At 71.7% G+C, this 21962-nt stretch carries 17 protein-coding genes; 4 read left to right on the top strand and 13 right to left on the bottom strand.

The annotated features are described in order from the left end of the window. Positions 1-22: 22 nt before the first annotated feature. The 4 genes from ACYVQV_RS16730 to ACYVQV_RS16715 form a co-directional block, all read right to left on the bottom strand. Complete coding sequence (locus tag ACYVQV_RS16730) at positions 23-769, bottom strand: SRPBCC family protein (protein WP_461024453.1); 747 nt, start codon at positions 767-769, stop codon at positions 23-25. Continuing rightward, positions 753-1400, bottom strand: coding sequence for a helix-turn-helix domain-containing protein (locus ACYVQV_RS16725; RefSeq protein WP_461024452.1), 648 nt, complete (start codon positions 1398-1400; stop codon positions 753-755). The genes ACYVQV_RS16730 and ACYVQV_RS16725 overlap by 17 nt, the downstream gene beginning before the upstream one ends. 70 nt (positions 1401-1470) lie before the next feature. After that, entirely contained in the window at positions 1471-2694 is a 1224-nt protein-coding gene (locus tag ACYVQV_RS16720) for an ATP-binding protein (RefSeq protein ID WP_461024451.1), read from the bottom strand. 197 nt (positions 2695-2891) lie between these two features. After that, entirely contained in the window at positions 2892-4787 is a 1896-nt protein-coding gene (locus ACYVQV_RS16715; protein WP_461024450.1) for a sigma-70 family RNA polymerase sigma factor, read from the bottom strand. A gap of 287 nt (positions 4788-5074) precedes the next feature. Here ACYVQV_RS16715 and ACYVQV_RS16710 point away from each other — a divergent pair, with 287 nt between their 5' ends. Further along, positions 5075-5827: a hypothetical protein gene (locus ACYVQV_RS16710; RefSeq protein WP_461024449.1), complete on the top strand. Its 753-nt coding sequence runs from the start codon at positions 5075-5077 to the stop codon at positions 5825-5827. Between the two features lie 72 nt (positions 5828-5899). Continuing rightward, complete coding sequence (locus tag ACYVQV_RS16705) at positions 5900-6088, top strand: hypothetical protein (RefSeq protein ID WP_461024448.1); 189 nt, start codon at positions 5900-5902, stop codon at positions 6086-6088. Between the two features lie 33 nt (positions 6089-6121). Here ACYVQV_RS16705 and ACYVQV_RS16700 read toward each other — a convergent pair whose 3' ends face one another. Then, complete coding sequence (locus ACYVQV_RS16700; protein ID WP_461024447.1) at positions 6122-7351, bottom strand: cytochrome P450; 1230 nt, start codon at positions 7349-7351, stop codon at positions 6122-6124. A 117-nt stretch (positions 7352-7468) separates the two neighbouring features. On the opposite strand from ACYVQV_RS16700, the gene ACYVQV_RS16695 reads away from it, so the two are divergent. Further along, positions 7469-8131 carry an SDR family oxidoreductase gene (locus ACYVQV_RS16695; protein WP_461024446.1) on the top strand — a complete coding sequence of 221 codons (663 nt, stop codon included), beginning with the start codon at positions 7469-7471 and terminating at the stop codon, positions 8129-8131. On the opposite strand, the gene ACYVQV_RS16690 is transcribed toward ACYVQV_RS16695, so the two are convergent. From ACYVQV_RS16690 to ACYVQV_RS16680, 3 genes are all read right to left on the bottom strand, one after another. Continuing rightward, positions 8121-9380, bottom strand: coding sequence for a NupC/NupG family nucleoside CNT transporter (locus ACYVQV_RS16690; protein ID WP_461024445.1), 1260 nt, complete (start codon positions 9378-9380; stop codon positions 8121-8123). The two genes, ACYVQV_RS16695 and ACYVQV_RS16690, sit on opposite strands and share 11 nt — an antisense overlap. Before the next feature lie 133 nt (positions 9381-9513). Beyond that, positions 9514-10488, bottom strand: a complete 975-nt coding sequence (locus ACYVQV_RS16685; protein ID WP_461024444.1) for an acyltransferase domain-containing protein — start codon at positions 10486-10488, stop codon at positions 9514-9516. Positions 10489-10616: 128 nt separating this feature from the next. Continuing rightward, a complete protein-coding gene (locus ACYVQV_RS16680) occupies positions 10617-11045 on the bottom strand; it encodes an OsmC family protein (RefSeq protein WP_461024443.1) in 429 nt (142 codons plus the stop codon). Between the two features lie 290 nt (positions 11046-11335). Here ACYVQV_RS16680 and ACYVQV_RS16675 point away from each other — a divergent pair, with 290 nt between their 5' ends. Beyond that, positions 11336-11851 (top strand): SMI1/KNR4 family protein, encoded by a 516-nt coding sequence (locus ACYVQV_RS16675; RefSeq protein WP_461024442.1) that lies wholly within the window; start codon positions 11336-11338, stop codon positions 11849-11851. A gap of 444 nt (positions 11852-12295) precedes the next feature. Here the strand turns inward: ACYVQV_RS16675 and ACYVQV_RS16670 are convergent, their stop codons facing one another. From ACYVQV_RS16670 to ACYVQV_RS16650, 5 genes are all read right to left on the bottom strand, one after another. After that, positions 12296-13600 carry a vanadium-dependent haloperoxidase gene (locus tag ACYVQV_RS16670; protein WP_461024441.1) on the bottom strand — a complete coding sequence of 435 codons (1305 nt, stop codon included), beginning with the start codon at positions 13598-13600 and terminating at the stop codon, positions 12296-12298. Beyond that, on the bottom strand, positions 13597-14124 hold the full coding sequence (locus ACYVQV_RS16665) for a hypothetical protein (protein ID WP_461024440.1): 528 nt from the start codon (positions 14122-14124) through the stop codon (positions 13597-13599). Before ACYVQV_RS16665 ends, ACYVQV_RS16670 begins: the two co-directional genes overlap by 4 nt. Positions 14125-14147: 23 nt before the next feature. Then, entirely contained in the window at positions 14148-14498 is a 351-nt protein-coding gene (locus ACYVQV_RS16660) for a helix-turn-helix transcriptional regulator (RefSeq protein ID WP_461024439.1), read from the bottom strand. Positions 14499-14829: 331 nt separating this feature from the next. Beyond that, positions 14830-15060, bottom strand: coding sequence for a hypothetical protein (locus ACYVQV_RS16655; protein ID WP_461024438.1), 231 nt, complete (start codon positions 15058-15060; stop codon positions 14830-14832). Between the two features lie 17 nt (positions 15061-15077). Next, positions 15078-21839, bottom strand: a complete 6762-nt coding sequence (locus ACYVQV_RS16650; RefSeq protein WP_461024480.1) for a PA14 domain-containing protein — start codon at positions 21837-21839, stop codon at positions 15078-15080. Positions 21840-21962 lie beyond the last annotated feature (123 nt).

The following is a 21962-nucleotide window of genomic DNA, read 5'->3' as shown; positions in this document are numbered from 1 at the left end:
CGGCGGGCCGCGGGTCGCCGGCTCACCCGGTGACGGGCTGCTCCGGGGTCCGCACCGCGTCCCACCAGGCCGTCCAGCGGCGCTCGAGGTCGGCCGCGTCCGCGTCGTCCAGGCCGTAGCCGGTCAGCAGCACCATGCCGCCGGGCCGCGGCCGGTAGGAGGTGACCGGGGTGCCGGCGAGCACCAGGAGCCCGTCGCCGACCTGGTCGACGGTGAGGAACAGCTGATGGTCCGAGCGGTGCCAGACCGTGCCTGTCAGCGCGTCCCCCGGTGCGACGTCGGCGGCCCACCGGGCCCCGACGGGCAGGTCGGCGACGTCGTCGAGGCCGAGAGCGGCCAGGGGGCCGGCGCCCTCGAGGTCACCGGACAGGAAGAGAGTGCGCCGATCCGCCAACCCGTGCCGTTCGAGCCCGAACCGCAGCTGCTGGAGGAACGTCGTCCACCCCTCGGTGACGTCGTCGTAGTACGCGTCCCACTCGGGGTCCGTGCCGTGCGGGGCGCGGGTCACCGTGACCACCGTGCCGCCGCTGTCGGGCGTCAGGAGGAACCGGTCGCCCCCTTGGACGACGAGGACGTGCTGCTCGTCGTCGACCTCGTCCGGCTGGGCGTAGATGACCCTGATCTCCTCGTCCAGCCCGTCGAAGTGCCAGCCGTGCCACCGGCGCAGCAGGTCCGGGTCGCGAAGCGCCCGCCACACGGCGTCGGGGGGTGCCTCGACACGGACCTCGATCACGGGCAGGTCGTCGTTCCGGTCAGGTCGGTCGGTCATCGTCGGTCTCCTGTCGGGGGGCGGGGTGCGCGGTGGCGACGAGCCGGTACGGCCGGCCGTCGGGTGTGTGGAAGTCGCGGACGACGTCCGCCACCGCCGCGGCGATCGCCTCGCTGAACCGGTGGACGTCGGCGGGGGCGGCGAGCCGGACCTCCGTCTCGGCGGTGAAGGTGAGCAGCCGGCGACCGTCGCGCTCGGCGGCGTCCTGCATCCGGGCGACGTCGCGGACGGTGCGGGCGGCGACCTCGACGAGGTGGTCGGCGGAGTGCCGGTCCCCGCGGGCGGTGACCCGGGCCAGGTGCGCTGGGTGCTCCATGGCGCTGTCCGAGTGCGCGGGGGACTCGGCCGGCGACCGGCCGGACAGCACGTCCGGGTCGACGACGAAGGCCGTCGCGGTGGTGCGCAGCAGTCGCTCGGTGAACCCCCGCCGCCGCCGCTCCTCGACGAGCTCGACGAGCCCGGCGTCCTCCAGGACGCGCAGGTGGTACCCGAGCCGCTGGCGCGGCAGGTCCAGCTCGGCGGCGAGCTGCGCGGCGGACGCGGGGTCACGCAGTCGGGCGAGCAGCTGTCGCCGCAGCGGGGTCAGCGCCTGGCGCAGCCGCTCCGGCTCGTCCAGGAGGCGAGGGGGCACGCGACCACGGTGCGACTAGACAACGGAAACTGTCAATAGCGGCCGACGCGGGTTCGATCGACCAGGTGCGTCAGTTCTTCGACCGAGCCCGCTTCGAACGCTTCGGGGGCATCACGAGCTCAGGCATCGCCCGCAACATGAACTTGTCGAAGTGCGGCACGGTGAACGCGGCGTACCCGTGTTCCGGCGTGTAGAGCAACCCCATGTTGATCAACTGGGCGCGTGTCGGTCCCATCTGCGTCGACTTCCGCCCGATCACGGCCGCCACGTCCTGGGCCTTCTGCGGCTCAGGGCCCAGCTCGGCCATCGCGCGGAGGTAGATGCGCTCCATCTCGGTTGCTCGGTCCAGGCGCACGCGGAAGAACGACTCGTCAAGCTTCGTCTCGTAGGTGGGAAGGGCCAGGACGATGTCCTCGCGAGTGATCGTCGGGCCGTCGGCGACGTCCCACACCGCGTAGCCGAGCTCCTGAAGGAAGTAGGGGTAGCCGCCGGTGACCTCGATCGCCAGGTCCAAGGCCTCGTCGCTGTAGTCGGCGTCCTCGGCCCGAGCGGGCTCGACCAGGGCAGCGCGTGCGTCCTCTTCGTCGAGGTTGCCGATCCGGGGGAACTTGAACAGCCGCTCCGAGTAGGACTTGGCGTCCCCGGCCAGCTCGGCGATCTGCGGAAGGCCGGCACCCACCATCGTGATCGGAAGCTCTCGTTGAACTGTCTTGTGGAGCGCGGCGATCAGCGCTTCCAACTGCGTGGCCGAGAGGAACTGGACTTCGTCGAACAGCAGCACGAGGCCTCTGTTCGCGTCCTTCGCAGCCTCCCCGACCGCTACCAGGAGGTCGGTGAGGTCGGCTTGCAGATCGTGCTGGTCGGCGAAGCCCTGCGCGGCGTCGACGTCGATACCGCCTGTCAGGGTCCCGGTCGGATCGACTGAGACGCTGAACGACTTCAGCACGGCTGCAGCGCGCTGCATGCGGTCGCCCCACCGGGCCTTCGGTGACATCTCGAACAGCGAGGTGCGGATCGCGCTCACCATCTGCCGCCGGAACTGCTCGTCGTTGTGCTTGGACGCCTCACGCTCCACGACGACCCAGTTCAGCTCCAGCGCCTTGCGTCTGAACCGGCCGAGCAGCACGGTCTTGCCCACTCCGCGCAGGCCCGTGATGATCATGGACTGCTCCGTGCGCCCCACGTTCATCCGGCGCAGCAGGAGATCGAAGGTCCTGAGCTGCACGTCGCGGCCAAGGACTGCGGGAGGCTGCGCGCCGGCGTTGGGCGTATAGGGGTTGCGGATAGGATCCACAATCGAATTGTAGGAACTTTATGTTGGTTTATCAAGTAGCGCAAAAACTGCTAAAGGTCCTAACTGCGGTGCAGGCCCAGTCCCGCGACCTCGCTGACTGATGCGTCGCGCGGATCACCCGGCGGGGGCTGCTGGCGCCAGACGAGGACCTGCTCCGCGGCCGGGACCACCAGGACCCCAGAGCGCAACGACGTTGGTCACCCACCGCCTCGGCCCGCTGCCCGGTAGGCCACCCCGGCCTCCGTCGGGGTCGACGCGTCCCGGTAGAGGCCGTACGCCTGGCTGTCACCCACGGCGGGCAGGCCGAACCACGCGTACCGCTCGACGTACGGGCGCTCCTGCATGCCGCGGGTCGTCGCGTTGATGAACGCGGCGGCCTGCGCGCCGGTGGGGTACGTCGGCCCGGTGAAGTCGATCAGCCCGTACTCGGTGACCCACACCGGCAGCCCGTACCGCTCGTGCACGGCGTCGACGTAGGACAGGAAGTGCTCCGGCGCGTCGGCGCCGAAGTCCGACCCGTACCAGTGGACCGTCACGAAGTCGACGCGCAGCCCCCTGTCCCGGGCGCCGGTCATGAACCGGTCCAGCCACCCGCCGGGCACGTCCGCGCCGACCGCGACGGCGGGGCTGCCGAGCCTCATGCCCGTCGCCTCGAGCCGCGGCCACAGGTCCAGCGCCTCCTCGACGGACATCGCCGCCTGCCCGTCGAGGTCCGGCTCGTTGAAGCCGAGCAGCACCTCACCCTCGTCACGGGCGAGCGCGAGGTTCGCGTCGGTGACGGACTCGGCGCCCCAGATCATCGGCACGAACTCGACGTCCGCGGGGCCGGGAGTGCCGTCGTCCGACGGCGACCAGTTGTAGAACCAGCCTGCACCCACGTCGTCCAGCGCCCCGCGGGTCCCGTCGAACGACGGCCACGTCCCGACGCCCTTCTTCGGGGACGTGGACGGTGGGGTCTCCGCGGCCGGCTCGGTCTTCGCGGGCGGTGACGCCGTCAGGGGCGCGACTGACTGCGGTGCGGGCGCGTCGGGGGCCACGACCACGCGTGGCACAGGTGCGTGCGCCGCGACGACCGCCGCCGGACCCGGCCCGCCGCCCGCGAACGGTTCGACCGCGACGAGGCCGCCACCGGCGACCGCGCCGGTGAGCAGGACCGCCGCCAGCGCACGCCTCCCGGCGGAGGTGCCCACCGCGACCACGGCCTTCACGGCGCCCGCCGAGCCCCCACCACCCGCTTCCGCCGCAGCGCCCGCCCCGTGCGCGCCGACCTGCGCCGCCCCGGACCACGACCCCGCCGACGGGTCGCCGAGGTGCCGGACGGTGGCCGCCAGCAGGAGCGGGACCGGCACGAGCGCCGGGCCGCGCAGCAGCTCCTCGGGGGCGAGGAGCCCCGACCAAGCCGGTGCGCACCGGGCGCACCCGCGGGTGTGCCGGGCGATGCGCTTGCGCCACAGCGGGCTCGGCCGGCCGTCCCACCGGGCCGTGACGTCCTGCAGGACAGTGCACGGCGGCTCCGCCGCCAACGCCCGGACGACGGCGCGCGCCGTCTCGAGCTGCCCCTTCATCCGCTGGACCCGGACGGCGGCGTGCGGGCGCGTCACGCCGAGGGCGTCGACGACCTCGTCCCGACCGAGCTCACCGGCGACCTCCAGCCACCACAGCGACAGCACCTCGCGGTGGTCCGCGTCGAGCCACCGCGTCGCCTCGGCGGCCTCCTGCCGCTGGCCACCCAGCTCGAGCCGGGCGACGGACACGTCGGTGAAGTCCGGCTCCGGGGCCGCGACGTCTTCGGGCGACACGACGGTCGCGGGGGAGCGGCGCGCGGCCTGCCGCGTGCGGACCTGGCGGACGGTGATCGCCACCAGCCAGGACCGGAAGGCTGCCGGCTCGCGCAGCTCGCCCAGCCCGCGCAGGGTCCGCAGCATGGTCTCCTGCACGACGTCGTCGACGTCGGCCCGGCACGGCAGGGCGCGACCGACGATCGTGTAGACGAGCGGCAGGTGGTCCGCGACGAGGCGGTCGACGGCGTCCGGGTCCCCGGCGCGGGCGGCCAGCACCGTCGCCGTGTCCGTCGCTGACGGCGTCCGCGCCATCGTCACCGCCACCTCTCCGTCGGGTTCGCCCGTGTCCGTCGCGGTCGCCGGCCGACCACGGTGAGGGAGACCGCGGGACCGGCACCCGATAACGGAAACCTCGGTCGACCGGCGGTCACCGTAGCGACTGGGTGCTCGTCACGGGAGGCGTGGTGACGGTCGGGTCACGACGCCCGCAAACCGGGAACGCCGTGCTTACTCCAGGCGTCTCCCAGTGTGAGAGGCACTTCGACAGCAGTCATGTCGGCAGTCACGTCTAGGCTCGCGGTCGTCTCGGGAAGGGGGCGGTGGCCGTGCTGAAACTGGTCGTGAAGGTCGTGTCGGCGGTCCTCGCCACCGCGATCTCCGCCGCGCTCGCGCTGGAGGGTGCCGGTGTCTGGTCGGCGACCCGCGCCACCCTCGTCGGTCTCGTGGTCGGGGCGGCCGTCCTGGCCGCCGGCTCCACGTCGGCCGCGGCGGTCGGTGAGTGGCGCGCCCACCGGCTGGGCGCCCGCCGCGCGTCCGTCGACATGCTGCTCGACGCCACCCTGTGGAGCGTCGCGGACGCCACCGGACTGGACTACCGGGACCTCGGCGTCGCCGCCTACGCCGTCCGCCGCCCGTGGTGGGCGCCGTGGTCCACCCGCCTGCGCCGCGTGCACCGGGTCCGGGCGCGCCGGCGTCCCACCGCATCCAACGTCCGGTGGCGTCCGGGCAAGGGCGTCATCGGGGAGTGCGTGTGCCGCGGGCAGGTCGTCGCCCGCGACCTCGCCGCCGACTACGCCGCGATCTGGCCCTGCACCCGCGAGGAGTGGGAGACGGTCGTGACGCCCGAGATGCGCCAGGGGCTGACCTGGCGCGAGTTCCTGCAGACCCGGGACAAGTACGAGGTCGTCGTCGCGACCCCGGTGCTGGACTCCACGGGCGCGCACACCGTCGTCCGCGGGTGCGTGGCGCTCGACGGCCCCGCCGGCTCGTTGGACCGGCTCTTCCAGGACGACGTGCTCGGGGCGCTGGACACCGCCGCCCAGAGCCTGCTCAGGCTGCGTGGTCCGGGCTAGCATGGGGGTTCCCGTACGCACCGCCGGAGCGAGACCGCCCGGCGGGGCCGACAGGACCGGCGAGGAGGCGCGATGCCCGCGACGAGACTGACCCAGCTGCGCAGCTCCACCAGGACCCGACCCGCCGTGCGGTCCGCGACGTCGTCCGAGCAGCTCGAGCGGTCGCTGCGACGGCTCGGGGCCGACGAACGGACCGTCGCCCTCGTCGACGGGTCCCGCGCGAACGGGCACCCCGTGTCGCGCCGCCGCGACGACGCCTGAGCCCTCCACGGCCTCGGACGACGTCGCGCCGCGTCAGCGCCGGCGGACCCCGCTGACCACGAAGCCGCTCGCGGGCAGCGCCGGCACCCGGCGCAGGTCGACGGTCAGGTCCTGCGGCGGCACCGTCCAGCCGACGTCCGAGACCATCGCCCGCACCGCGCGACCCACCAGCGCGATCGTCACCCACTCACCGGGGCACCGGTGCCCCGTCGCGTGGTCCCCCGCCCCCTGGGGCACCAGGTCGTAGGCGTCGCCCTCACCGTCGGCGAAGCGTTCCGGACGGAACGCCGACGGGTCCGGGAAGGTCAGCGGGTGCCGGTCCGACCCGTACAGGTCGACCAGCAGCCGACGTCCTCGCGGGACGCGCACACCCTCCCAGGTGAAGGACTCCCGGGCGCGCGCCGCCGTCGCCGGGAAGAACGGCGCGGTGCGCCGCACCTCCTGGACGAACCACCGCAGCTCGTCGTCCCGCACGTCCCGCAGCCGCTCCCGCCACTGCGGGTGCAGGTGCAGCGCCAGCGCCGCGAACACGACGAACCGGGCGACGGCGACGGTCGGCCGCAGCACGTTGAGCAGCTCCACCGCGGCGGTGCGGGGGGCCAGGCGCCCGCCCCCGGCGTCCCGGTGCCCCACCACCACGTCCAGCGCGCTGCCGGGCTCGGGAGTGCGGCGCCCGGCGCGGACGTCCTCGACCAGCCCGGCGAGCCACACCTCGAGGCGCCGCCGCGCCAACCGTCCCCGCCAGTGCGGTGGCCCCACGGCCGCCGGCGACTCGATGAGCGCCAGCAGCTCCCGCGTGCGGCCGGGGACCTGGGAGGCGCCGACGGGCACGCCGGCCCAGTCGCACACCGCACCGCAGAGGACCTGCGCCACCTCGTCGTGCAGCACCACGCGGGCCTGCCCCTGCCAGCGGTGCACCGCCTGGTCCCAGTGCCGGTCGAAGGCCGTGAGCAGTCCGTCGAACCGGCCCGGCCCCAGGAGGTCGAGGAACATCGCCTTGCGGTGGTGGTGGTCCTCGTCGTCCAGGCCCTGGACGCCGCCGCGGCCGAGCAGAGTGGCCTTCACGCGCGGGGGGAACGCGCCGTCCCGGGTCACCTGGGGGTCGGAGTACACCAGGCGGGCGGCCCGCGGGCCGCGACCGAGGACGACGGGGACGCCGGCCACGCGCGTCGCCAGCACGTCGCGCCCGGCCTCGTCCAGGCGCCTGCCCGCGAAGCGGTAACCGTCACGCAGCAGTCGCAGGGCGTTCGGCAGGGGGGTCATGCCCTCCCACCCTGGTGCAGCAGCGGGCACCCTGCCACCGGGCTGCCGACCTGCGGCGCCACGCCCGACGGGAGAGGGTGGTGCGGGACCACCCCCACCACACCGAGGAGGTCACCCGTGGCACGCGTCTTCATCGTCGGAGGACACGGCAAGATCGGCAGGCTGCTGACCGAGCAGCTCGTCGCCGCAGGGGACACGCCCGTCGGCGTCGTCCGGCGCGAGGAGCAGTGCCAGACCCTGCGCGGCCTGGGCGGCGACGCCGTCCTGCTCGACATCGAGGCGGACGGCCCCGACGCGTTCGCCGCCGCCTTCGAGGGCGCGGACGCGGTCGTCTTCGCCGCGGGCGCCGGCCCGGACGGCAAGGTGGAGCGCAAGAAGACCGTGGACCTCGGCGGGAGCCTGCTGTCGGTGCAGGCGGCCGAGCGCGCCGGCGTCCGGCGGTTCGTCCAGGTGTCCGCGATCGGCGTCGACGAGCCCGTCCCGGACGACACCGAGGAGGTCTGGAAGGCCTACGTCGCCGCGAAGCGCGACGCGGACACGAACCTGCGCTCGTCGTCCCTGGACTGGACGATCGTGCGGCCGGGCGCGCTGACCGACGACCCGGGCACCGGCCGGGTGGAGCTCGCCGAGCGGGTGGAGCGCGGTTCGGTACCGCGCGCGGACGTCGCCGCCGTGGTCGCGGCGTGCCTGTGCGACCCGCGGACCGTGGGGCAGCAGTGGGAGCTGGTCTCCGGGGAGCACGGCATCGCCGAGGCCGTGGACGCCGCCCTCAGCCGATGAGGATCCCGGCGATCGCCGCGCTCATGAGGTTGGCCAGCGTCCCGCCGAGGACGGCGCGCAGCCCGAGCCGGGCGATGTCGCCGCGCCGTCCGGGCGCGATCCCGCCCAACCCGCCGAGCAGGATGGCCAGGGAACCCAGGTTCGCGAAGCCGGTGAGCGCGAACGTCACCACGGCCTGGGTCTTCTGCGAGTAGTCCTCCGCCTGGGGGGCGAAGTCGCTGAAGGCGACGAACTCGTTGAGGACGACCTTCTGGCCGAGGAAGCTCCCGGCGTCCACCGCCTCCCCCCATGGGACGCCGACGACGAACATCACCGGCGCGAAGACGTACCCGAGGAGCTGCTCGAACGTGACGTCGTCCTGGCCGACGAGGCCGCCGGCCGCACCGAGCAGCAGGTTGAGCAGGGCGATCAGCGAGATGAACGCCAGCAGCATCGCCCCGACGTTGAGGGCGAGCCGCAGGCCGTCGGCGGCGCCCTGCGCGGCCGCGTCGATGACGTTGCGGGGCTTGTCCTCCTCGACCACGTCGGGGCTGGTGTCGGTGCGGGTGGGGCGGGTCTCCTCGTCGGTGGCGTCCGAGGCGGTGTCGTCCTCCAGCGCCCCGGCGGGGACGAGGATCTTGGCCATGAGCAGGGCACCGGGGGCCGCCATGAAGCTCGCCGCGATGAGGTACGACAGCTCGGCGCCGAGCAGCGCGTACCCGACGAGCACGGACCCCGCCACGGTCGACAGGCCGCCGACCATCACGGCGAACAGCTCGGAGCGGGTGAGCCCCGGGACGTAGGGGCGGATGAGCAACGGCGCCTCGGTCTGGCCGACGAAGATGTTGGCGGCCGCGTTCGTCGACTCGACCTTCGTCGTCCCCAGCGCCTTCGCCAGGGCACCGCCGACGAGCTGGACGACCTTCTGCAGCAGGTTGAGGTGGTAGAGGACGGCGGTGAGCGAGGCGAAGAACACGATGACGGGCAGCACCTGGAAGGCGAAGACGGAGCCCTCCTCCGGCAGCACCGGCCCGAAGAGGAACTCGATGCCCGCCCGGGAGGAGTCGATGACCGCCTGCACGCCGCGGGACAGTCCTTCCAGCGCCGCGCGGCCGGCGGGCACGTAGAGGACGAGAACACCGAGCAGGACCTGCAGGGCCAGCGCGAGCGCGACGGTCCGCAGCCGGATCCGTCGCCGGTCGGCCGAGAACAGCACCGCGATCGCCAGGACGACGGCCATCCCGCCGACACCCCACAGCACGTCACCCACCGGGCAGCCTCCCGTCGTCGTCGACGTGCGCCACCCTCCCAGCCGCACCGTGCGTCGGCACGGCGAAGCGCACACGGGCCAGGTCGGCACCGCGACGGCGGCGGGTCGGCGCCGCGTCAGGGGGCGCGGTGGCTCAGCCGGGTCGGGGAAGCGCCGTCCAACCCTGGACGAGGTACCAGTGGTCACCGGCCTCGATCCGGTCCAGCACGGCCCGGCGCAGGACGGTGTCGCGGGGCAGGTCCCGCAGGTCGCTCAGTCCGCGCCGCCCGAACGTGAAGTACACGGCGTCGTCGTCGCCCACCGACGGCTCCCCGAAGGGGGTGAACCGCCGCTGGAACCGCACCACGTGCGACTCCGGTGGCAGGACCGTGGCCAGGTGCGGGTCCAGCAGCCAGCTCGTGCAGCGGGCGTACGCCGTCTCGGCGCCGAGGTGGGTGGTGAAGAACGGGACGGCGCGGGCGAGCGAGGCGTCGACGTCGCGGCTGCGGAGCGGGCCGGTGTCGGGGATGTGCACGGACAGCAGCCACGGCTGGGACCGCAGCGGCTCCGGCAGGGACGCGCCGCGCCGGCCGCCGGTGCGGACCCGCTGCAGGTCGAGCTGGAGGCGGCCGAGCTGGTGCAGGGAGCCCTGCCAGTGCGGCAGCAGGCGGTGCGGCGCCTCCAGCCCGAGCCGGCCGAACACCCGGCGGTGCTGGGCGACGTGCCGGCCCAGGTCGGCGAGCGTGTCGTGGGTGGCGGAGGCGTCGATGCCGCAGGTGCGGTGCCAGTCGCGGACGTCGTCCGCCGTCGCCACGAGGGCGAGCAGGGCCAGGACGCCGCGCTGCGCGGCAGCGTCCGGCGTGGTCCCGTCCGAGTCGGCCCCGTCCGCATCCGACTCGTCAGGGTCGGCGTGGTCGAACGGCGCCGCCCAGCGCCCGGCGCCGTCGTCCAGGAAGGCGCCGATGCGCTCCTGCAGACGGCCGACCACGCTGGTCAGCGTCGCGACGGCTTCCGGGTCGCCGAGTGCTCGCCGTGCCGCGGCGACGGCGTCAGCGGCGTCGGCCTCGGTGAAGCCGAGGACGGCCAGGCGCTCGGGCAGGTCGGTGCCCAACCGGTCCAGCGCGTCCATGGAACCTGACCCTAGGTGTCCGGGTGGTCACTGACGATGGGTGAACCGGTCGCGTCCGGGTGAACCTGTCGGTCACCCGGACGCGGCCCGTGCGGGTCGGTCACGCGTGGTGTCGCGCGGTGGGGTGGTCAGCCGTCGAACTCGATCTCCAGCTCGATCGGGGTGCCCCCCAGCGCCTTACTCACCGGGCAGTTCGTCTTGGCGTCCTCGGCGGCGGCCCGGAAGGTCGGCTCGTCGATGCCGGGGACGGACGCGCGCACGTGCAGCCGGATCCCGGTGATCCCGGTGCCGGGCTGGAAGGTCACGTGGGCCTTCGTGTCCACGGACGACGGCGGGGTGTTGTCGCCGGCCAGGGCGTGCGACAGCGCCATCGAGTAGCAGGTGGCATGCGCGGCGGCGAGCAGCTCCTCCGGCGAGGTGCGGCCGTTGGCCTCCTCGGCCCGCGACGGCCACGTGACCTCGTACGTGCCCAGACCGGAGGACTCCAGGGTCGTGCTGCCCGACCCCTCCATCAGCGAGCCCTCCCAGTGCGTGCTGGCGGTCCGGGTGGTGGCCATCGGCGTCTCCCTCGTGTCGCGTGCTGGGCCCGCCCGGTGGCGGGCTGGTCGGTGGGTCGTCGCCAGCGTAGGCACGGGCGGTGGGGGCCGCACCCGGCCAGAGGGGCTGTGCGGTGGCCCCGCACTGCATGGAGGTCCTCGTGCCTCTGTCCCCGTGACAACCTCTGGGCATGCGGACGGAGACCCACGCCGAGTACCTCAGCCTGCTGCTCCCTCGTTTCGAGAGGCGCAGCGCTGAGTTGGGTTGCCGGTGGGTGGCCCGGGCTCGTCCCGGTCTGGAGCGTCCCGTCGTGCAGGAGCGAGCGGCGCTACGAGGTGTCTGGCTGCCGGAGGAGGTCATCGCCTGGTACGCCTGGCACGACGGAGTGGACACCGGTGGGCTGGTGGACCCGAGCCTCGACATCCTGCCGGGTTTCGACTTCCCGTCCCTGGAGGACTGCCTGGATCTCTACACCACCGGCTGGCTGCCGTTTCGCGAGGAAACGGGAATGGGTGAGGTCATCGAGGGTGAACCGGGCTGGCCCAAGGAGCTCGTGCCCATCCTGGGCATCCGCGACCACTTCGCCATGTCCGTCGTGATGTACCGAGCGGGGCCGGTGGACGTCCCGGGTTCACGGGAGCCCGCAGAGCTCGTGCGCGGCGACGCCGCGACGTACTGCGGGCAGCAAAAGGTGCCGAGTCTGGTCGCGTTCATCGAGCTCTGGATGGGCTGGCTGAACGACGGCCTCGTTACCTATTCGGCTGACCGCTGGGATGTCGACATGGCACGCCGGCACCGAAGCACCTGGACGCTGGGGCTGCTCTAAACGCAGGATCCGTTTCGCCCCTTCGCGATAAGACGTCCCCGACGTCTCGGCTCGGCGATCGAAACCATGGGGCGAATGACATAACGTCAATCCTCGGCGGTGGGCTCCCGACCCCAAAGACGCACAAGACCAAGACCATCGTCTGGGCGGACCACCTCAGCCCAGACCACGTAGGCGCGAAGCTCACTGCTCTCATGAAGGCTCTCACTCTGGAGCAGATGAAGCATCGACGCGGGGTCCATTCGATACGTGTCTTGGTTCCACATGGAGCGCGGGCTGTCTCGCGACCACACATCGACCCGTAGGGCGTGGGCCGCCTCTTCCCATCGAGCATCTCGTGGGTCGATCGCTTGGGCACCAAAGTCACGCAGATCGGGCGGCGGCGAGGTCATGGTTGTGAGTCTGTCACGTCTCGGGTGCGTGCCGACTGCCTCGATCGAGTCGTCATGGCGCGATGAGTCGATCCAGCACGCGCGTCGCGACGTCCTCGCCTTGGGTGAAGCCGCCTCGACAGGCCGTGGGGAAGTGGATGCCTGCCAGTACTCGCGATTCAGAGGCCTCGGCTGCGGCCGAGGCGATCGTCGCGAAGGTCCGTGGCGCGATCGCTAGCGGCATCCCGGTTGCTCGGGGAACGTCCGTGAATGCGATCGACCTCCCTAGCATCCCCTCCAGCACAGTGGCCGCGGCTGCGGACATCGTCGAATGGCCGGACGTGTGCTCCGGGAAGGGGGGATCGGGCATCAGCGGCTCCCAGGTCCGGTCACCGAGAGCCTCGTGGATCACTTGCCGGGGGCGCGCGCACATCGTGTCGTACTTCGTTTTCCAGCAGGCAAGCGCGGCATCGTAGAGGGCGACGGCAGTGACTGCCGTGACGCGCGATGGCTCATCGCTATGGGTTTGAGCCAGTCGAGCCGCGATAAGAGCCCAGTGTCCGGCTGGAGTGCCCGTCGAGTCGCGGCCATCGGCCCAGAAGCGTGCCAGGGCTGACTCGTCCGGACTGAGGGATTCGCGCCGGGACCTGACCTCGTCGACCTCCTGCATGTATGTGCTGGAGGGGGAGAGGGAGAAGGGATTGGGGGAGCGGGCCGCAGTTTCTCCAGGAGTTGCGAGGACGAGTGGTCTTGCGACTTCCGAGATGTACGGGTCGATGGGTTGGTGAGTCACATCCTCGCTCTGAGGCACCCACCGACCGGGGCCGGGGGTGATGGTGAGGGGCGGACGAGCGACCCCGCTCGTGCCGTCGGTTCCTGCCCAGTGGGCGAGTGTCAGGCCAAGGTCCACCCCGTACTGGTGGCTCTCGTGCCAGTGCTCGGTGCCTTCGTCCTCGAGGAGCCATTGTTGGGTGACATTCCGCAGGACGGCCCAGCCGGCAGGGGTGGGTGGATGAAGCAGCGAGGGCATGAGGACCGACGCGCACGCGGCCGCAGCCGTGTCAGGCGCCACTGTCCGTGGCCGGCTGGGGAGTTGGGGGCTGCTCGTGAGCCGGTCCGTCAGCGGCTCGCCGGTCAGCGCTATGTGAGCGGCTATCGATGAGTAGGCGAGGAAGCGGGCCGCCAGTACTGGTGTCAGCCCATCGATGCCGGCAACGTCGTAGGCCAGCTCAACGTAGCGGCCGGCGTCGCGGGTCCCGATAGTGGCGGCTGGCTTGCATGCACTGGATGCTGCCGCGGTGCCGAGGATCAAGGCGCCCAGCCGCAGGCAGCTGCGCCGGTCGATGTTCAACGAGTGCGCCCGGTGGCTAGTGCTCACGCCTGCCAGGCGATGCTGGACGCTGAGAAGGGTGTGTTCGACGGACCCTTGTAGCCCCGAACGCAGGCGATGTACCAAGCCCCCGACACCCTCGTCGCTCCCGGCCTGCCGGTCTTCGGGATGTAGCGGGTTGCGAACGACCCCGACCCCAGGTTCAACGCGCCGCCGTTATCGGTCGAGCTGTTCGTCGCGACGCTGATACAGCCGTAGTCACGAGTCCAGCGGGATTCGCCGGCTCCGTACGCTGGCTGGCGTGAGCATCGGTAGAGGTTGCCGATCCAGGAGTTGAACCGCATCGTGTAGCCGACGTCGCACCGGAAGCGGATCTTGGCGATCACTCCGCCGGCACCGCTGGAGTAGTGCGGCCGGTCGACGGTCGCGTAGCAGCTGCCGGGCTCCAGGAGGAGCTTTGTGTCTTGACCGCCTGCTGCGGACTCGGGCGCTCCCTGCGCGGGGGCCGCGGCACTGGCGAGAGAGAGCGAGAGCGCGACGAGGGCGGTGAGCAGTGGGCGCTGTCGGGCCATCGTGACCTCCGGTGACGATCAGGTCACAGAAGAGTCGACGTCCGAGGTGAGTTCATGCATCGGGCATTCGCCCCATTTTCGGTGGAGGGCACCGGCAGCGTCGGCGGTGCGATCGCGGGAGGCCAGGCGGCCACAGTGATCTGACCCTGGTGGATCGCTCGAGCGAGAAGCTGGGCACGGGTGTTGGTGGCCGTCCGGCGCATCGCCGACTCGACCTGGTGGCGCACGGTGTGGCGCGATAGCTGGAGGTCATGGGCGATCTGCGAGTCGGTCTTGCCCTGTGCGAGCAGAACGATCACCACGAGTTCCGCAGTCGTTAGCAGCATCCCCATGCTTGGCCCCCCACCAAGATCCGACACGGCGCCGACCATCATGGACTGAGATGCGGCGATGGCCTATGGGGCGAATGACCCATGTGTCAGGGAGGGCGTTGACACCCACGGAGGGGCCGCAGGTTCGACTCCGCAGCCCGGGACGGGGTGTCCTGAGGCGGGGAAGACCCTTCAACCAGGCATGTGACATAAGGTCAATTATCGGCTCGCTTCTCGAGGTGGACATCACCGGTCGCCGGCTCCGCATCAACAACGAGCCTCCCGCTGCGCACGAGTGAGCGGCCGAGCCGCGGGCATGGGCCAGGCTGGGCGCGACCGGCACGGGCCTAGAGGGCCCGGCACGACCGATCCGTGACATAAGATCTTGGAGTCTTTACTCTGGATCCAATTGAATTGGCATTTTCTGGTCGGCCAACCACTCTCTCAGGTCAGTTTCGTTATCCACCCATAGGTCATAACGCACATCCTCCGGGCCACCCTTGATGTAGATATGCCAGGCCTTAGCGTCGGCTGGCTCTGGGTTGATATCAACAATGGCGCCTACATGCTCTCCCGCGGTGATCCGTCCCGTTCGGGGCGCTCTGTCGTAGATCCAGTTGCTCATGGGGCGGTCTCCCTTGCTCACCGCCGATGGTATACATGGTAGTTGTTTGTCCAGCGACCCTTCGCTGCGGCGCGGCTCTCGAAGTTGGACTGGTAGCTGCCGATCTTCGGCTTGTAGCTCGGTGGCCGCCACTGTCGGCGCCCGTCTCGGCTCATGCGCCCTCCGATTGACGTCTGACGTGACCCTCGGCCAACCCACATTCGACCGGCCAGGCGTGAGGTCGCACGTGTTGACCTAATTCCACCGCCCATACCGTTGACGGCGCGCGCTGCCTTGACGACCCTGTAGGCGCGGTAGGCCCATATCGCGGCACCAGCAGCCGGCACGGCTGCGCCCACGACGACCAGACCCACGTCGAGGTACGTCCGCCAGTGTTTCTTGAAGTGCTTCTTGACGCCCTTCCAGCTCCATTCGCCGTTGAGGTCGAGGTCGTTGATGGGGTCGGTGACGTAGGTGTAGTCGTTGTCGACGCCGCCTTCGACGGGGTCGACTTCGAGGAAGCGGCCGAGGGCGGGCACGTAGGGGCGGGCGCCCATCTGAACGGTGGCGATCGTGCTGGCGTGTTCGTAGGGGCGTTGGTGTTGGCCGAGCCAGCCGTTGTCCATGTCCCCGGTCAGGGTGTCCGGGGTGGCGTCGTCGGACGCGGTGGCGCCCAGGTGCCCGGGCTGGTTCGTGTTCAGGGTGTAGGGCTGACCGAACGGGTCGTAGGCGAACGGGATCGCCTGCTCGCGGGTCCCAGTCTGGTCAGCGGTGGCCACGACGTCGCCGTGGATGTTGGGGTAGGCCCAGAGGTCGTTGCCGGTGGCCTTGTCGGTGTGGGTGACCCCACCGGGCAGCCCGTAGACCCGTTCGAGGACGACGAGGTCACCGGTGAGGGTGATGTCGGAGGTGTCCCCGTCCCCGGTGTAGGCGTACCGGATGGTGACCGGAGCCTGTCCCCCGGCGGGGGTGTGGGTGCGGGAGACGATCCGGTCGGTCGCGTCCCGGGTGTAGGTCACGCTGGTGGTGCCGCCGTCAGGTTCGGTGACGGTGATGCCGAGGTTGCGGTCGGCCGAGTCGTAGGTCAGGACCTGGTTTGCCAGCCGGGTGGTGTTTCCCCGGGTGTCGTAGGCCAACGCCGCCGACCCTGAGGTCGCCAACGCCAGGTTGGTCCCGGAGACCGGGGACGCACCGGCCGGTGCGCCGGCGACGCCGGTGGCGATCAGCCGGTCCGCCGCGTCGTAGCAGTACCGGGTGGTGGTCGGGGTCGGGCCGCCGTCGGTGATCACGGTGGTCGCGACGCGGTTGCCGTTCTTGCCGGCGTTCGACACCGCCGTGGCCTGCGACGTCCCACAGTGGTCGATGGCCGTGGTGGAGATCTCGGTGGTGTAGTCGTAGGTCAGCTGGTGGCGCGGGATGCTGGCGGCGACGAGCCGCTGCGCCTTGTCGTAGGTGTACGCCGAGGCGTACGCGGTGGTGCCGTTGGTCAGGGTCGCGGTCAGCACCTTCCCGGCCCGTGAGCGGGTCACCGCATCGGACAGGCCGACCTGCCCGCCGGGGAACGACCAGGTCAGGCCGGTGGTCGCACCGGCACCGTCGCGGGTGATGCCGGTCAGGGCGGTGCCGTTGCCGGCGGGCCCGGCGGGGTAGGTCACCGAGACCAGCTCACCGGCGGCGTCGTAGACCGGGTCGGCCATCACCGCCCCGTTGCGGGTGATCTTCTCGACCCGCCCGGCCCGGTCGTACTCGGTGGTCACGGTCACCGGCACCCCCCCACCGGGGGTGGTGGTGGTCGAGGTGACCGCCCGCCCTGCGGCGTCGTACCCGGTGGTGGTGACCACACCCCACACGTCGACGTACCGGGTGACGCGGCCGAGCAGGTCCACCGTGGTGGTGATCGTCCCGGCCGGGTCACTGACCGAGGTCACCAGCGGGTTCGAGCCCACCGCGTGGTCGTAGGTCACCTCCCGCGCGGCGGTCGTCCCGGACTGCGGGTGGGACACCGACACGGCGCGGCCGCGGGCGTCGTATGCGCTGCAGGTCCACGGTGCGCCGTCGACGGTGGTGCTGTGGCTGGACGCGACCACCCGGCCGGTGGCGTCGTAGACGCTCCTGCGGGTCGCGGTGATCGACTCGCTGCTCTTGGGTGGGTGCACCTGGTGTAGGGCGCTGCCCTGGTGGGCAGTATCGACAGTTGTGGTGCAGGGGTTGTCCACCGTGGTGGTCTCGCCGTAGTAGCTGTACCGGGTGGAGAACCGGTCCACGTCGCTGCGGCCCGTGCCGGCGGGCAGGGTGCGGGTGGTGCGCCGGGCGAATCCGGCGCCGGGGGCCTCGTACCCGGTGGTGGTGGTCAGGTTCAGCCCGCCGGGGTCGACCGTGCTGGTGGTCGCCAGCCCCGTGTGCGGAGTCGCGTACCCGGTGGCGGTGACCAGCGCCACTGGCGCACCGGCGCCGGTGGTGTCGTGCTCGGTCGTGCTTGTCTGCAGCGAGTAGTCGGGGTCCAGGTGCCCCGTCGGAACCAGCCCCGAGCTGCCGTCCGGTGCGATCCAGTGCAGCTCGATCCCCGAGGCGCCGTCGTGGTCGTAGTACTCGATCCGGATCCGCTTGGACTGCTGGCCCGCCGCGACAACCACCGGCAGGTTCGATGAACGGCGAGGATTGCTCCACGCCGACCAGGCGTCGTGCAGCAGCACGTCGTCGACGAACACTCGCAGGCCGTCATCGGCCCAGGTGGCCAGATGGTAGGTCCCGGTGGTCGGGAAGGTGATCCGCCCGGTCAGCCGCGCGGACCATCCGTCGGCCTTGTCGCTCATCGCAGGGGTCGGCGCCCCGGACCAGGACGGGTTCAACCCCACCGTGCCCAGGCCCAGGGTGGTGTGCTCGAACGGCGCCCCGGTCAGGGTGGTGTTCTTGTAGAACGCGGTCGCCAGCCCGGTGACGCCCTCGTCGTACTTGGTCTCGGTGTGCGGCACCACGCAGCCCGCCGGCGGGGAAGCGTTCGGCTTCTCGTCGGTGAAGCATGAGGCCGGCGCGGGACCGTAAGAGTGTTGCGGCCGCTCGCGGGGGTCGTACACGGTGGAGCTGCGCCGCCCCGCGGCGTCCTGGGTCCACCGGGGCCGGTCGTCGTCGTGCCACGCGGCGGTGGTGGCCACGCCGGTGGCGTCGGTGTCGGTCAGCACCCGCAGCGCACCGTCGTAGGTGACCGTGCGCACCGGGGCGGTGCCCAGGCCGGCGTCGAGGACCTGGGTCTGCCCGGAGGAGTAGGTGTAGCTGCGCGCCAACCGCGCCACCCCACCGGCCGCGCCGTCGGGGTCGGCGGACTGGACCTGGGTCACCCGCGGAATGCTCGTGCCCACCGGCGTCTCGTAGGTGATCTTCGTCCAGGTCGCGTCGGTGGCCTGCTCGACGGTGCCGGTGCGGGCCGGGGAGGCCAGCCAGTCAGCGGCCAGCGGGTCACGGACCTTGTCCATCAGCCCACCGGTGTACCCGAAGTCGGTGATCTCCACCGCGTCCTTGGTCCAGGTGCCACCGGTCGAGCCGGGGTCCTCGATCCGGGCCAGGGTGCCCTGGGAGTACCACAGGTAGGTGCTGGTTCCGTCCCAGTACTGCACCCGGCACAGCATGTGCGCCGGCGGCTGGGTGTCGGCGCCCGCGGGGCGGGCCCGCCCGCCGTAGCAGCTGTCGCTGTCCCCGGTCGACCAGTGCAGCGTGATCGCCTGCAGGGTGCCGTCGGTGTTCTTGCGGGCCGGGTCCTCGATCCGGGTCAGCCGCTGCGGGCCGCTCCCGGTCGCGGCGTAGACGTAGCGCAGCGCGGCGGGCTTGCGGTCATCCAACGCCGCGGTGGCCGAGATCAGGCCGCCGTGGACGGCGAAGACGTAGGTCATCCCGTCGTCGTCGACCAGCGTGACCTGCCCGTTGGCGGCCACGGTCAGGATGCCTTCGGACCCTTCCGGCGGGGCGTACCCGCCGGCCGACTTCTTGGTGTAGGTGTGCTTGGCCCCCGAGGCGTCGGTCAGCACCACCGCCGCGTCGGTGACCGTGGCGGTGGCATACCCCGACGCGCCGTCCAGGTCCGCCGACAGGGTCCACCCGGCCGGCAGCGGGGCCGGGCCGGTCGGGGACAGCCACGCCGGGCTCAGCAGCGCCGCCTGGTTCTGCACCAGCCCGCTGGTGCTGCCCGCCGGGACCGCGGTGGTGATCCGCAGCGCCGCCTGCGCGTACGCCACGTCCGTGGCCTCGGAGAAGTCGACCTTGATCCGGTACGCCGTGCCCTTGGTCAGCGCCATCGACCGGTCGGTCTGCCAGTGCCAGGCGGTGTCACGCACCACCGGGTCGTCGAAGACCACCTTCTCCGTTGCCCCGTCGTACAGGGTGATCTTCATGCCGTCGTCGTGGGTGCCGGTGAACTGGTACGTCCCGGTCTCCGGGGCGGTGAAGTACCCCTCCCACCGGATCCCGAACCACTCGTGCGGAACCACCCCGGCCACCGGGCTGCCGCCCAGGCCCCAGTTCGCCGAGATCGTCGGCTCGGTGCGCACCAGCAGCGGCGCCCCGTCCGCGGCGTTGATGGTCTTGGAGTTGTCGACGTCGTCGTAGTAGGAGGCGGTCAGCCCGTTCGGGGTGGTCACCGCCTGGCTGTTGTAGGTGAACGTCAGCCCCGCCGACCCCGACGCGGTCGGGAAGCTCGGGGACCCAGCGGCCACGGTCAGGTTGCCGTTGGCCAGGTTCACCTGCACCGGGCCCAACCCGTCATAGGGCGCCGGGCCGCGGTCCCCGACGCGCCGGTCGTAGTGGTACTTGCCCACCGCGGTGGCGTAGATCGGCGTGCCGTGCGAGGCAGCCCGCCCGGTCCACACCTCCCGCACCCGCGCCGTCCACGTGTACGGGGTGCCGTCGACCAGCACCCCCGCCGGCACGGTGAACGACGTGGCCGTCCCCCACTGCGACTGCAGCACCACCCCGGACCTGCCGTCCCCACCGGTGGCGACCTGGAAGGAGTACTGCAACGGCTCACTGTCCGGGTCGCTCGTCGGGGAGATCGTGAACGTCGGCGTCGCGTTGGCCGACCGCTGGTCCAACGACCCCTGCAGCACCGGCGGCGCCGGCCGGTTGTTCACATCGATCCACAAGGTCGAGATCAGCTGCTTGAAGGTGTAGGACGGGATCTGCTCTGACCCCGCGACCCCGAACCACGCCCCGGCCGCGTTCATGTTCGACAGGTGCTGCAGGTAGTCCCGCAACGGACCGGACTGGATCGACCCGGTGTCGGTCAGGTCCCAGATCTCACCCAACGGCGGGCCGTTGACCGCACCGGCGTAGGAGAACGCGCTGGCGTGGAACATCCGCAGGTCATCAGGGTTGCTGGTGCCCTCCGACCCCGAGATCCGCGCGAAGTCGGCGTTGGCCGCCACGATCTCCCGGCCGCCGAGCACACCGTCCTCGTAGGGGTACTTGAACACCGTGCGCCAGTGCACGTTCTGGTTCGACTGCCTAGTGTTGCCGATCCGGATCTGGCACGCCGAGCACGAGTACCCATCGCTCTTGTACGAGTACGACCCGTGCGCCGGGCGCATCACCGTCGGGTCCACATGCACCGGGAACACCCGCCCCTCGTCGGCCAACCAGTCGGCGTCCACCGACACCTCGACCAACGGACCCGCGTTGTCCCCAGCACCGGTCACGGTGTTGCCGTCGGTCGGCTCGGTGTCGGCGAGCTGGACCTGCACGCCGGTGACCGACGCCGCCCGCTCCCCGTCCACCCCCGAGCTGTCCCACGCCTCACCCGACGGCAGCACGAACTGCACCACCCCGGCGGAGTCGACCAGCTCGACCAGGCTCTCCCCGGCCTCACCCACACCCGGACGGGCGCTCAACCCCTGGGTATCCAGGGCGAACACCCACCGCACCCGACCATCGCCGTCAGTAGCCGGCACCGCATCGGCGTCCTGGAGCACCAACGTGCCCTTCAGCTGCGAGGCGTACACCTCATACGTCAGATCCGTGCCCGGCAGAATCCCCGGGTACGCCACCGTCGATGCCGACTGCCCCGCGCGACCCGACGCCGGATCCACCTGCGTGGACACCTCGGCCGGCACCCCAGCCGCCCCCAACAGGTTCAACCTCACCGACTCACCCGACGGCGTCGACACCGACACCAGGTCCACCACCGGGTCCACCACAGCAACCGCACTATCGGCCGTGGCGGGGGGCACCGGCTCGGACGTCTTCGACCCGGAGGTCCTCGACCCTGACGACGTGGCGGACTCACCGGCCCGCGCGCCGCCACCCAGACCATCAGCATCCAGGTCAGTAGCGCCCGCAGCGGCCAGGTCGGCCGGGACCGCCTCCGAACGCGCCGCGAACGCCGGGGCCATCGGGTGGTCCCGGACCTCCAGCACCCCGTCCCCGTCACCATCGGCACCGACGGTCCGGTTCAACGACCGCCACCCGCCCCGCCCGTCAGGCACCGACAACGGCTCGGTCGACACCCGCACCGTCGACGTCCCGTTCGGGTTCGTGTACTCCTCGAAGTACTCCCCCCGCTCAGCCAGCTGGGAACGGCCTCGGGAGAACGCGGTCTCCGCAGGCGGTGCCTTCGCCACCAACGCCTGCTCGCCCAACCCACCGGCTGCCAGCCCGCCGCCACCCTGACCCGCGGCCCCCGGCGCCGGTGTCGAGGACGCCACCGGCAGATCCACCACCCTCACCGGCTTCTGCGCCGCTGCCGGGCGCGGGGGCTCGGCCACCGCCAGCTCACCGGTCGTCAGCACCACCGCCGACGCCACCCCCACCGCCACCACCGAGCGCAACGCCCGACGAGACGGCCATGTCCCGCGTCAAGTAGTTGGCAGGGTTCCGGTCGCTAGAAATGTCGGGGTGGTCGGGTCGGCCAGGCCCAGGTGCACCTCCTGGGGCCGGTTCCA

Source organism: Thalassiella azotivora (genome assembly GCF_054781695.1).
This window is presented reverse-complemented; position numbering and strand designations above follow the sequence as displayed.